This window comes from Ramlibacter rhizophilus, assembly GCF_004681965.1.
GTDB classification, from domain to species: domain Bacteria; phylum Pseudomonadota; class Gammaproteobacteria; order Burkholderiales; family Burkholderiaceae_C; genus Ramlibacter; species Ramlibacter rhizophilus.
In genome coordinates, this window is record NZ_SMLL01000006.1 from 118386 (window position 1) to 130608 (window position 12223).

8 protein-coding genes are annotated in these 12223 nt (G+C 72.6%); 2 read left to right on the forward strand and 6 right to left on the reverse strand.

Going from position 1 to position 12223, the window contains the following annotated elements; translation table 11 throughout:
• The first annotated feature begins 131 nt into the window (after positions 1 to 131).
• Positions 132 to 611 carry an Lrp/AsnC family transcriptional regulator gene (locus EZ242_RS15545; RefSeq protein WP_135286101.1) on the forward strand — a complete coding sequence of 160 codons (480 nt, stop codon included), beginning with the start codon at positions 132 to 134 and terminating at the stop codon, positions 609 to 611.
• On the opposite strand, the gene EZ242_RS15550 is transcribed toward EZ242_RS15545, so the two are convergent.
• Both EZ242_RS15550 and mltA read right to left on the reverse strand, forming a co-directional pair.
• The gene (locus EZ242_RS15550; protein ID WP_135286102.1) at positions 608 to 2887 is read right to left on the reverse strand and encodes a PhoX family protein; all 2280 of its coding nucleotides are present in this window, start codon (positions 2885 to 2887) and stop codon (positions 608 to 610) included. The genes EZ242_RS15545 and EZ242_RS15550 overlap by 4 nt on opposite strands.
• A gap of 94 nt (positions 2888 to 2981) precedes the next feature.
• Positions 2982 to 4274, reverse strand: a complete 1293-nt coding sequence (mltA, locus tag EZ242_RS15555) for a murein transglycosylase A (RefSeq protein ID WP_135286370.1) — start codon at positions 4272 to 4274, stop codon at positions 2982 to 2984.
• Between mltA and EZ242_RS22085 the strand changes: the two genes are divergently transcribed.
• A complete protein-coding gene (locus EZ242_RS22085; protein WP_167784799.1) occupies positions 4207 to 4350 on the forward strand; it encodes a hypothetical protein in 144 nt (47 codons plus the stop codon). The genes mltA and EZ242_RS22085 overlap by 68 nt on opposite strands.
• Positions 4351 to 4353: 3 nt before the next feature.
• On the opposite strand, the gene EZ242_RS15560 is transcribed toward EZ242_RS22085, so the two are convergent.
• From EZ242_RS15560 to EZ242_RS15575, 4 genes are all read right to left on the reverse strand, one after another.
• Entirely contained in the window at positions 4354 to 4986 is a 633-nt protein-coding gene (locus EZ242_RS15560) for a response regulator transcription factor (protein WP_135286103.1), read from the reverse strand.
• A gap of 16 nt (positions 4987 to 5002) precedes the next feature.
• Positions 5003 to 7096, reverse strand: a complete 2094-nt coding sequence (locus EZ242_RS15565) for a PAS domain S-box protein (protein WP_205960667.1) — start codon at positions 7094 to 7096, stop codon at positions 5003 to 5005.
• Entirely contained in the window at positions 7097 to 7921 is an 825-nt protein-coding gene (locus EZ242_RS15570) for a carbon-nitrogen hydrolase family protein (RefSeq protein WP_240787113.1), read from the reverse strand.
• Positions 7922 to 8193: 272 nt separating this feature from the next.
• Positions 8194 to 12213, reverse strand: coding sequence for a YhdP family protein (locus EZ242_RS15575; RefSeq protein ID WP_135286104.1), 4020 nt, complete (start codon positions 12211 to 12213; stop codon positions 8194 to 8196).
• Positions 12214 to 12223 lie beyond the last annotated feature (10 nt).

Consider the following 12223-nt stretch of genomic DNA (forward strand, 5'->3'; position numbering starts at 1 on the left):
TCGTGGCGCGCAGCGAAGCCGCGCAGGCTTGTGCTTTTGCCGCAGTGTAGGGTGCCCGCCCGGATATGTCTTTGCTTTCTTTGCCGTGAACTGGCTACCATGAGCAAGATTCTTTCTGCCATCCGTGCCAAATGGAAACACTCGATAAGTTCGATCTGCTCATCCTGCGTGAGCTGCAGAACGATGGCCGCCTGACCAACACCGAGCTGGCCCAGCGGGTGGGGCTGTCGGCCGCGCCCTGCTGGCGGCGCGTGCGGGCGCTGGAGGAGGCCGGCTACATCCAGGGCTACCGGGCGGTGATCGACCGCCAGAAGATCGGCCTGGGCGTGCTGGCCTTCGTCCGCCTGGACGCCGAGCGCAACACCGGGGAGGGCACGCGGCAGATGGAGGAGGCCATCCGCCGCATCCCGGAGATCGTCTCGTGCCACTACATCAGCGGCACCGGCACCTTCGAGCTGCAGGTGGTCTCGCGCGACCTGGCGAGCTTCTCGCAGTTCGCGCGCGAGGTGCTGATCAACCTGCCCAACGTGAAAGACCTCCACACCAGCTTTTCGCTGGGGGAGGTCAAGACCAGCAGCGCGTGGCCGCTGGGGCATCTCAAGGGGTCTTAGTTGTTGTTCAGGACGGCCGTGCCATCGGCGGCGACCAGCCCGCCATCGTTGCGGGTGATCACGACGGTGGCCGAACGCGGGCGGGCGTTGGCGCCGCCGGCACCGTAGCCGGCATTGCCCGGCCAGTGGCTCACGTACTTGCCCGGATCGCCGATGTCGGCCTTGACGATGGTCTCGCCCGGGTGCTGGATGTTGACGAAGAGCGCGCGGCCGTCGGGCGTCTCGCAGATGCCGGTGATCTCGCAGTCCACCGGGCCGACCAGGAAGCGTCGCAGCGTGGAGGCCGTGGGCTTGGCGCCGACGCGGGCGTTCACCGTCACGGTGCTGCCGTCGCCCTTGGTGTAGTTCAGGGGCACGACCTCGCCGTCGCCGACCGAGCCGGGGATGCCCACCAGCATCATGCAGTTGGTGACGTCGGTGTAGGCGCCGTCGTCGGTCTGGATGAAGCACAGGCCGGTCTTGGGGCTGAACCACAGGCCGTCCGGCGCGGAGAAGTCCTGGTCGGCGGTGAGCGCCGAGAGGTTCACCTTGGCGAGGTCGGCGCCGGCTTCGGCGCCGAACAGGTACACGTCCCAGGTGAAGGCGGTGGCGGCCGTCTCCGAGCCGTTCTCGCGCAGGCGCAGGATGTGGCCGTGGACGTTACCGGCCGAACCGGTGACGCCGGCCTTGGCATCGGTGTAGCTGCGCGGGTTGGCCGCGTCCACCGCCATCTGCGAGCTGCTCGCGGGCTCCAGCTTGCGGTTGCTGTTGTTGGTGAGCGTGTAGTAGACCTCGCCGGTGACCGGATGCACCGCGCACCACTCGGGACGGTCCATCTTCGTTGCGCCCACGGCGTCGGCGGCCAGGCGTGCATTCACCACCACGTCGGCCTGGTCGGCGAAGTCGTAGGTCGCGTAGTTGGCGATGTCCAGGTTGGCGATGGACAGCTCGATCCAGTTGCCGGTGCCGTCGGCGTTGAACCTGGCCACGTACAGCTTGCCCGCGTCCAGGTACTTGTCACCGGTGGTGATGCGGTTGGCCGGGTCGGCATCCGCCGCCGACCAATTGGCGCTGGAGACGAACTTGTAGATGTACTCGCCGCGCGAGTCGTCGCCCATGTACACGGCCAGCGGCTTGCCGGCGCTCACCTTGCCGAAGGAGGCGCTCTCGTGCGCGAAGCGGCCCAGCGCGGTGCGCTTGCGGATCGCCTGGGTCTTGTCGTACGGGTCCATCTCGACGATGTAGCCGAAGGTGTTGAGCTCGTTGCGGTAGTCGTCGGTGTCCGCGGCGCCCGTCTGGCTGATGTTCCAGCGCGCGTAAACGTCACCGGCGCCGCCGGTTTCCCAACCATGGCGGCTGGCCGCGCCGGCATTGCGGCCGTAGCGGCGCAGCGAGACCACGCTCCTGGCGGTGGCGCCGCCGCGGGCCGTGTCGTCGGCCGCGGCGCGGGTGAAGTAGCCGGCCCAGTTCTCCTCGCCGGTGAGGAAGGTGCCCCAGGGCGTGCTGCCGGTGCCGCAGTTGTTGATGGTGCCGCGGGTCTGCGTGCCATCGGCGGAGTACCGGGTGACCATCAGCGCGTTGCCGCGGGCCGGGCCGAGGATCTGCACCGGCGTGAGCGGGGTGACGCGGCGGTTGAAGCCGGAGGCCGCCTGGACCGCATGACCGCTGGCACCGCGCCGCACCTCGACGACCGACAGGCCGTGGATGGCGATCTCGCGGTCGACCTCGGCAGCCGGTCGGGGCAGGGTGTCCGTGCCGCCGTCGGCATGGAGGTAGGTCGAGGCCAGGCCCGAGTGGCTGGTCGCCTCGTGGTTCATGGCGATCAGGCCACGCTCCGAGCCGGCGGGGTCGCGCGCGGTGCCGGCGGCGTTCAGGCCGAAGTACTCCATGCCGTCGTGGTGGTCGCCGGCGCGCTTGTCGAAGTCGGTGTCGGTGCCGTCGTTCTTGTAGGCGGGCGTGGCGCCGTCGATCGGGTCGCCCAGCGCGTAGATCACCTTCGCGGTGTAGCCGGCGGGCACGACCACGGTGTCGGCAAGGCTCTTGGGCACGGCTTCGAAGCCGAGGGTGATGGGGGTGGGCGCGGGGGCCGGGGCCGGGGCGGCGGCCGGGGGCGCGAGGGCGTCGTCACCGCCGCCGCAGGCGCTCACGCCGAAACTCGCGAGCACGGCGCTGCCGGCTCCGCCGACGCCCAGGCGCATGGCCGAACGCCGCGACAGGCGCGCGTCCAGGATCTCGTTGAGGCTGGGGTTGCTGCTCGTGTTGCAGTCTTCGGTCTCGGGCAGGTGGGTGGTGTTCATCGTTCGTTACTCAAGCGTCGTTCAGGACGGCGCGAGCGTAGGAACGGTCGATGACACGCCCATGGCGGGCGCGTGACGGAACGGTGAAACCGGTTCAGCGACTCGCCTGGTCGATGCTCCCGGGCGGCTGCAGCCCACGCGGCCAGAGCGCCCACAGGCGCAGCGGCTGCTTCAGGCGACCAGCCACCTCGCCGGCCTGCGCGCCCCAGCCCACGAACCAGTCGGCGCGCACCGCGCCGACGATGGCGCTGCCGGTGTCCTGCGCCATCACGAGCCGGTTCAGCGCCACCTGCGGCCCCGGCGAGGCGAGCCACACCGGGGTGCCATAGGGCACGCTCTCCTTGTCGACCGCGATGGAGCGCCCGGGCGTGAGCGCCACGCCCTGCGCACCGCGCGGGCCGAAGCCGGCGTCGAATTCGCTCAGCGGCTCTTCGCGGAAGAACACCGTGCGCGGGTTGCTCCAGAGCATCTCCTGCACGCGCTGCGGGTTGGCGCGGACCCAGGCCTTGATGCCCGGCCAGGACGCATCGCGCACGGCGCCCTGCTGCAGCAGCCAGCCGCCCACGCTGCGATAGGGATGGTCGTTGCTGCCGGCGTAGGCCAGGCGCACAAGGCGCCGGCTTCCGTCCGCTTCGGTGACCAGCAGGCGGCCGCTGCCCTGGATCTGCAGCATGAGGGCATCGACCGGGTCGGCCAGCCAGGCGATCTCGCGCCCGCGCAGCAGGGCGCGCGCCTGCGGCAGGGTGTCGATCTCCTGCCGGCTGTACCACGGGCGCTGGCGGCCGTGCCCCTCGGGCAGGGCGTGCAGGGGCACCTCGAAGCCGGGGCCGGCCTGCCGGCGCGCCTCGAACAGGGGCTCGTAGTAGGCGGTGAGCAGGCCCTCGGCCGGGCCGGAGTGCGGCTCGATGCGCCAGGGCTGCAGGCGCTCACGCATCCACGCGCGCTGTTCCTCGGGCGTGCCGATGGCCAGGCGCCGTACCTCGGGGCACAGGGCCGCGAGCGGCACCGGCGGGCGCTCGCAGCTTCGCAGCCAGGCGTTCCAGGCTTCGTGCAGCGGATCCTGGTCGAAGCCGACCAGCTCGGTCCAGGGCACGGGCGTCCAGCGGCTGCGCGAGGCGGTCACGGGCACGGCGGGCGCCGGTGAGGCGGGCGGCGCCGGCTGGGCGAGCGGCGGCGGCTGGAGAGGCGGCTGGAGCGGTGGCTGCGGGACCGGCGAAGCATTCGGCGCACCCGGCGGGTCCGGCCACTGCGGCACGCCGCCGCAGCCCGCGAGCGTTCCTACAATCGCCCATGCCATCGTCCACCGTGCCACTCGTCTCATGCTGCTGATTCTGCTGGAAGCCCTGCTCGCGCTCGTGGTGCTGGTGGGCATCGTGTGGTGGACCATGTTCTCGGGCCGGCCCAAGGGCGAGCCGCCGCGCCAGGACGACACGCCGCCGGGGGACGATCCGCCGCGTCCCTGAGCCTCAGGCATCGGCATCGCGAAGGGCGTTGGCCAGTTCCACCGCCGACTTCACGTCCATCTTGTCGAACACGCGCGAGCGGTGCACTTCCACCGTGCGCACGCTGATGTCCAAAGCGTCGGCGATCAGCTTGTTCGGAAGCCCCCGGGCGACCAGCTGCATCACGTCGCGCTCGCGCTGCGTCAGCTCGCCCAGGCGCTGCTGCAGACCCTGCCGCCGCCGCTGGCGTTCGAGCACCCGGGCCGATTGCGCCAGCGCCTGCTCGATGCGGTCCACCAGGGCGTTGTCCGAGAAAGGCTTCTCGCAGAAGTCGAAGGCGCCGCGCTTGACCATGCCCACCGCCGTGGGCACGTCGGCGTGGCCGGTCAGGAAGATGACCGGCATGGCCTCGATGCGCCCCTGCTCGGCGAGCTTGTCGAACAGCGCCAGGCCGCTGGTGCCGGGCATGCGCACGTCCAGCAGCAGGCAGCAGGGCTGCGTCTGCGTGGCGCCCCGCGCGAGCAGGGCCTCGAACTGGCCCGCGCTGGCGAAGCATTCGCTGGCCAGGCGCCGCGACCGCAGCAACCAGGCCAGGGCCTCGCGCACGGACGCGTCGTCATCGACGATGTAGACCATGGCATCGAGGACAGGTTGCATGCGGCGTGAAGCTGGATCAGGCGGTGTCCGCCGCGTTGGCGGCGGTGTGTTCTGCGGCGGCGGCTGTGCGCTCGGCACCGGCCTCGGCCACCGGCAGGGTGAAGCGGAAGATCGTACCCTGCGGCAGGTGGGGCTCGAACACCAGCGCCCCCCCGTGCTGCTCCACCACCGTGCGGCACAGGGACAGGCCCAGGCCCATGCCCTCGGCCTTGGTGGTGAAGAAAGGCGTGAACAGCTGCTGGCGCACCTGGGCGGAGATGCCCGGTCCCACGTCGATCACCGAGAACTCCACCCAGCGCTTGGCCGCTCCCTCGCCCGGGTTCACGGCGCGCGCCTGGATGGTGAGGGACGGCCGCAGCACGCGCGCCTCGTCCATGGCCTGCATGGCGTTGCGCGCCAGATTGAGCAGCACCTGTTCGACCATGGTGCGGTCGCACATCACGCGCGCGAGGCCCGCGGGCAGGCGCGTGACCACGCTCACGCCGAGCTTGCGCGCCTGCAAGGTCACCAGCGGCATGACGGCATCGACCAGCGCCTGCGGCGACGTGGGCTCGCGGTCCTGGTCGCGCCGCCGCACGAAGTCGTGCACGCTCTTGATCACCTTGCCCGCGCGCTCGGCCTGCTGCGCGATGCGCTGCAAGGCACCTTCCAGGTTCTCGCCGTCGCCCGCACGCAGCAGGTTCAGGGAGCCGGTGGCGTAGCTGGAGATCGCGGCCAGGGGCTGGTTGAGCTCGTGACTGAGCAGCGACGCCATCTCGCCCACGGTGGCCAGGCGGGCGGTCGCCTGCAGCCGCTCCTGGCTGGCACGCGAGAGTTCCTCGATGCGCCGCTGCTCGGAAATGTCCAGGAATGCGCTCATCCAGCCGGTCTGCGCGCCCTGCGCGTTGATCAGCGGCGCCTCGATGATCAGCACCGGAAAGCGCGAGCCGTCCTTGCGCATGAAGACCGACTCGAAGCCGTTGCGCGGCGGCGAGTGCTGCCCGGTCAGGCGCACCTCCTGGCGCGTCTGGTATTCCCCCGCCAGCTCCGGCGGCCAGTAGGGCGCCGGCAGGGAACGCCCGAGCAGTTCCTCGGCGCTGAAGCCCACCATGTCGCAGAAGGCGGGATTGACGTAGGTGATGCGCCCTTCCAGGTCGCGTGCGCGCAGGCCCGTGACCAGCGAGTCCTCCATGGCCTTGCGGAAGGCGAGCGCATCGGCCAGGTCGTGCTCGACCTGCACGCGCCGGCGCACGTCCTTGACCAGGATGGACAGCACCGCCACCAGCGTGATCGACATGGCCGTGACCAGCGCGGTGAGCACGTTGGGGAACAGGTCGGGCACGGCGCGCCAGCTCTCCATGCGCAGCACGATGGTGTTGCCCGGCAGGTCGAGCAGCTGCTGCGACTGGAAGGTGCGGTTGCCGCGCTGCTTGACCCCGTGCAGGGCCAGGCGGGTGCCGTCGGCTTCGTTGAAGGAGATCTGCTGGCTGCGCGTGAGCTGCGCGCCGACCATGGTGGCCAGGATCTCGGAGAGCGAGTAGGTCGCCACCACGTAGCCCGTGAGCTCGCCGGACTGGACCTGCGGCAGGCACAGGTCCATCACCTCCATGCCCAGGCCGTCCGCCTGCGGCACGAAGTAGCTGGCCGAATAGGCCGGGCCGCCGCCGCGCCGGGCCTGCGCGCAGGCCAGCGCCAGGTCCTGCTGCGCCTGCGGCCGGCCCAGTCGCTCGAAGACGGGCATGAGGTAGGGCGTCTCGGCCACCGCCAGCGGGTTCAGCTGCGCGTCGCGCCACTCGATGCGAAGCCACTCGCGCTGCTCGCGCAGCAGCCGCGCCGCGTCGAGCAGCCAGGCCTGCGGGTCGGCCCGCGAGCTTTGCAGTGCCTGCAGGCTCTGTGCGTTGCGCGCGAGCCCGGCCCGGATGTCCGCGGCCGCGGCGGCGGCGTCGCGGTCCAGGTTGGACTGCACATGGCTCGCCTCGTAGCGTCCGGCCAGCCAGACCAGCAGGCCCAGCAGCGCGGCGACGAGCGCCAGGAGGAGCACCCACAGCAGCGAGCGCGAGCCGAAGCCGAAGTGGCGCGGCGCGCCGCCGGCCGCGCGCCGCCAGCTGGACAGGGGCAGGATGGCGCTCACCTACAGCACCCGGTGCGTGAGCGCCGGCAGCTGTTCGCGAAGCTGCTGCTGCCGCTGGGCGTTCAGCGAGGCGATCAGCACGCCCGCGCCCTCGGACGCGTGGCAGGCGAGCACGACGCCCCAGGGGTCCACGGCCATGGAATGGCCCCAGGTGCGGCGGCCGTTCTCGTGCGTGCCGCCCTGCGCCGGGGCCAGCACCCAGGCCAGGTTCTCGACCGCCCGGGCGCGCAGCAGCGTCTCCCAGTGGGCCTGCCCGGTGGTGTGGGTGAAGGCACTCGGGACCAGCAGCACGTCGGCCCCGCGCGCGGCCAGGTCGCGGTACAGCTCGGGAAAGCGCAGGTCGTAGCAGACCGACAGGCCGATGCGCCAGGTGCGGCCGTCCCGCGCCGGCAGCTCGAAGACCACCGGCTCGCGGCCGGCCTCGATCACCCGCGCCTCGTCGTAGCGTTCGCGGCCGTTGTCGAAGCAGAACAGGTGGATCTTGTCGTAGCGGGCCACGCGCTCGCCCGTCGGCGAGAACACCAGGCTCGTGTTGCGCACGTGCTCCGCGGAGTCGGCGCGCAGCGGCAGCGTGCCGCCGACGATCCAGAGCCCGAACTCGCGCGCGCAGGCCGCGAGGAAGTCCTGGATGGGCCCGTGGCCGAGGTCCTCGCGCACCTGCAGCTTGTCGCTGTCGCGATGGCCCATGAGGCAGAAGTACTCCGGCAGCACGGCCAGCTCCGCGCCCTCGGAAGCGGCGCGGGCCAGCAGGCGCCGGGCCTCCCGCAGGTTGTCCTCCAGGACGGTGGACGAGACCATCTGCACCACGGCGGCGACGAGCGGCATGTCAGTGACTCCTTAGTCCGATGAAACCGAGAAATCGGCTGTGCGTGGGCACCTGCGCGGGGCGCCATCTAGGCGCAAAGCGCAGCCGGGTTGGACACCCGGCGAGCATTTGCAACGACGAGGGCGCCCCGCGCAGGTGCCCACCCTTCGGGCAGGGGTTTGGCAGGGCGCGCTGCGTCGTTGCGCCCCTTGCCGAGGCCACCGGCCTCGGCAGCGGGCCGCGCCTAGCCGCCCGCCCTGCCAGACCCCTGCGCACAGCCGATTTCTCGGTTTCATCGGACTAGCGCCCCGGGCGCCGTGTGGACCGCCCCGGCACGCGCCTGCGCACGCGCTTCGGCCCGGCGGTCGATGCGGGTGACCTGGGGGTCGGTCCAGGTCCCGTGGATGTGGAATTCCTGGGTCGCGGCCCGCATCAGCGGCTCGCGCAGGAACATCTGCGCCAGGAAGGTGCCCAGGCCGATGGCCGGGTTGATCATCCCGGCCACCAGCGAGGCCGTGCCGGCGTTGATCTCGGGCACCACCACCACCTTCAGGTCCTGCGTCTCGCGCGCGATGTCGGCGCGGCCTTCCATCAGCACCGCGGCGTTGACGCCCTTCATCTGCAGATTGTTGGTCGTGGCCACGCCCTGCTCGATGGCGACGTGCCCGCGCACGAAGTCGAAGGCGAAGCCGGTGGAGAACACATCGCGGAAATCGAGCGTGAGGCGCCGTGGCAGCGCCTGCAGGCTCAGCACGCCCAGCAGCTTGGCCAGGCCCGGGTCGGCCTTGAGGAACTGCCCGGACTCGATGTTGACGGCCATGTTGCCGCTCATGCTGGGGTAGTCCATCGACAGCGGCGAGCCGGCCCAGGCCACCTGGCCTTCGAGCTTGCCGCGCCCGCGCCGCACCACGCCGGGCATGCCCAGGCGCGCCAGCAGCGCGCCGGAGTCCTGGATGTCCATGCGGAAGTTCATCACCGTGCGGCGCCGCTCGGGCACGCCGGGCCGGCCGGTGTCCAAGCCAAGGGCGGCCCAGTTGCCGCTGGCGCTGAAGCTGGCCTCCGGCATGGACAGGCTCAGGCGGGTCAGGCGCCATTCCGGCACACCCGCGGCATTGCGGTTGCTGGCCTCGATCTCCAGGCGGCCCAGGTCGCGCCCGCGCAGTTCGAAGTCCTCCACCACCACGTCCAGGGTGGGCATGCTGGCCGGCTGCTCGTCCAGCAGGCTCTCGACCTCCTTGGCGGCAGCCGCCTCCAGCGACAGGCGGGAGAGCCGCGCGAGCACGCGCCCGGCCTGGCGCTGGGACGCCTCGCGGTATTCCACATAGCCATTGAGCTGGCGCGCATCGACGTTGGCGCGCCAGACCGATCCCTCGCGCGAGCCGCCGACCACCACGTCGTTGAGCGTGCGCCCCTGGGCAGTGAGCTCGCGGGCGCGCACGGCCATGACGGTAGGCAGGTAGTCCGAGGCCGCCGTCGATCCGGACGCGCTGCCCTTGCGCGGCCCGGGCGAGGGGCCGGACAGACCCTCCAGCACCGACTCCCAGGCATCGACGCTGAAGCTCGCGAGCCGGATGTTGGCCAGCACGCCGCGGTCCGGCAGCGGCGCCGCCTCGCCCTCGGCCAGACCCACGGCCAGCGCGCCGCGCAGCACCCGCGGCTCCTGCGTGGAGACGTCCCGCACATAGCGGGCGCTGAGGATGCGCCCCAGCTCCAGCGTGAGCTGGTCGCTGGCCGGCCGAGCGCCGGGCAGCGCACGCAGCTCGAAGCGCAGCGGCAGCGGAGCCTCGGCCGGCTTGCCCAGCGGCGCCGGCAGGTCCAGGGCCAGGCCCTGCAGGTCGCTGGCGACCACCACGTCGGTGCCTTCGGGGCGCAGGCCGAGCGTGGCGCTGTAGCTGGCCGCCCCGCTGGCCCGGCGCGCCAGCCCGGCGAGCGAGCCGGCCGCCTCACCCCACTCGCGCAGGCCCTCGGCCGTGGCCGTGCCCTGCAGGCGCACCACGGTGCCCGGCTCGGTCGAGCCGGCGGGCAGGTCGCGGCTGCCGCCCTCGATGCGCAGGTCGCCGCCCAGGGCCCGCGCCTGGACGCCCGAGAGGTTGAAGCCGGCGTCGCTGAAGCCGACCACGCCCCGCGCCCGCGCGAGCAGCGGAAGGTCCGGACGCAGCCGCACGTCGTTGCCCCCCAGGGTGACGCTGCCCTGCACGCGGGACTGGTCCATGTGGGCCAGCGGCAGGGCCAGGCGCAGGCGCACCTCGGCCGCACCGCCGGCGCTGGCGCGGCCCAGGGGCTGTTCGAGGCGGGCCGCGACCGGGGTGGCGTTGAAGATCGCCAGCGACTCCGCGAGCGGCCCGCGCACGGCGCCGTTGACGACCACGGTGCTCGCGTCCAGGTCGGCGATGCTGGCATCGGCCTGCACCTGCAGGCCGGCCGCGCCGGCGAAGCGGCCCTGCGCCTGGCGCACCTGCAGGCTCCTGCCTTCGAAGACCAGCTCGCCCGACAGCTGCGTGAGGACCGGCCACTGGCCCGCGGCATCGGGCGCCGGGGCAAAGGCATAGGTGGCGTCGCGGACCCGCGCGGTGACGAGGAACTCGCCCTGCTGGCGCCGGGGGAAGGGAAAGTCCCGCAGGTCGCCGCGCACGCGCACGCGGCCGTCGGAGACCTTGCCGGCGCGCACCGCGTCACGCACGTAGTCGCGCGCATCCGCGGGCAGCGAGAGCGGCAGGTAGCGCCAGACGCGCGCGCCGTCCGCCCGCGGCAGCTCCAGCTGCAGGTCGAGCACGCCCGGAAAGGGCCCCCGCGCCCCCTCGCCCGCCCGCCAGGCCACCTGGCCGCGCGCGTGCAGGTCCGCATTGCGCAGGTCCAGGTTCCGGATCTCCAGGGTCTTGCGCGCACCGGCCGTGCGCCACTGCAGGTCGGCGTCCAGCCGGTCCAGGGGCACCCGCGCCGGCGCCAGCACGCCGGGCAGGTCGAGCGCGCCGTCGCGCAGCGTCAGCTGCGCCTTGCCGCCGGCTTCACTCAGCTCGAAGTCGAGCGAGGCGCCGCGCAGTCCCGGCTGCCCCGCCGCCGCCTCGACCGCGACGTCCGTGGCGCGCCCCTGCACCTGGTAGCGACGGGGCGCATGCAGCGGCCCCTGCCAGCGCGCCTGGAGCGTCTCGATGCGTCCGGCCGGCGCACGCTCGCGCAACTGCGCCAGCAGGGCGCCATCCAGAGGGAGGCGGGTCGCGAGCTGCGCCAGGGCCTTCAGGTCCAGGCGGTCGGCCGCGAGGCGGCCGCCGGCCTCGGTCCAGGCCAGGTGCACGTCGCCGCCCGGCCAGCGCCGGCCGTCGCCGGTCCGGAAGGCCAGCCCGCGCGTCTCCAGCTCGAACCCACCCTCCAGCCGCCGTCCGCCGACGCGGCCCGAGACCGCGTCCAAGGCCAGCGCCGGGCGCTCGCCCACGCGCAGGCGCAATCCGTCCAGCGCGACGTCGGCCACCGCCGCGCGCCAGTGGCCCTGCTCGACATCGACCCAGGCCCGCAGGCCCCCCTGGCCGCCCTGCAGCTCCAGGCCCGGCAAGCCCCAGGCCTGCCAGGGCGCCAGATCCAGCCGCGGTGCCTGCGCGTACAGCTGCCCTGTCCACTCCTGCCAGCGCCCGGCGTGGGTGGACAGCAGCGGCTGGCGGAACACGCCCTGCACCGTGAAACGCTCGCCCGAACCCGCCGGCGGCGTGGCGTCCAGGCGCAGGGCGTGGCGGCGCACGCCGTTGCGGCTCACGAACTGCAGGTCCTCGAAAGTGATGGGCGCGGCTTGCCGCTGCTCGTCCACCACGCGAAGGGTGCCCCCGAGTACCAGGACCTCCTTCTGGCGGAAGAACCAGTCGGCCGCGCGCGTGTCCCCGCCGTCCGGGGACAGCTCGAAACCGGCGACGGACCAGCGCCCCGCGGCCGTGCGTCGCACCTCGACCTCCGGCCGCTCGACGGCCAGCTGCTCGAAGCCCAGGTTCCACAGGGAGCGCGGCGACAGCGACGCGGTGACGCGGCCCAGGCGCAGCGGCGTGGCCGAAGCCGGCCCCTCGATCACCACGTCGCGCAGCTCGAAGGTGGGCACCAGCCCTTCACTGCGCGCGGCGATGCCGCCGATGCGCACCGGAACCCCCAGCGCCCGCGTGGCCTGCATTTCCAGCTGCGGTCGCCACTCGCCGATACGCGGCACAATCCACCCGTGCAGCGCCCCCCAGGCCAGCACCAGCACCAGCCAGAGGACCACCAGGAGCCACCACAACGCGCCGGCAGCGGCAGAAAGCACGCGCAGCGCGCGCGAGGGCAGCAGCGAATCGTTCATGGAAACTCGG

Excerpts from the sequence above, each read along its gene's own strand:
- EZ242_RS15545 (WP_135286101.1), top strand. The coding sequence starts at position 132 with ATGGAAACACTCGATAAGTTCGATCTGCTCATCCTGCGTGAGCTGCAG.
- EZ242_RS15550 (WP_135286102.1), bottom strand. The coding sequence starts at position 2,887 with ATGAACACCACCCACCTGCCCGAGACCGAAGACTGCAACACGAGCAGC.
- EZ242_RS22085 (WP_167784799.1), top strand. The coding sequence starts at position 4,207 with ATGCTGCTGATTCTGCTGGAAGCCCTGCTCGCGCTCGTGGTGCTGGTG.
- mltA (WP_135286370.1), bottom strand. The coding sequence starts at position 4,274 with ATGGTCCACCACACGATGCCCACCAGCACCACGAGCGCGAGCAGGGCT.
- EZ242_RS15560 (WP_135286103.1), bottom strand. The coding sequence starts at position 4,986 with ATGCAACCTGTCCTCGATGCCATGGTCTACATCGTCGATGACGACGCG.
- EZ242_RS15570 (WP_240787113.1), bottom strand. The coding sequence starts at position 7,921 with ATGCCGCTCGTCGCCGCCGTGGTGCAGATGGTCTCGTCCACCGTCCTG.
- EZ242_RS15575 (WP_135286104.1), bottom strand. The coding sequence starts at position 12,213 with ATGAACGATTCGCTGCTGCCCTCGCGCGCGCTGCGCGTGCTTTCTGCC.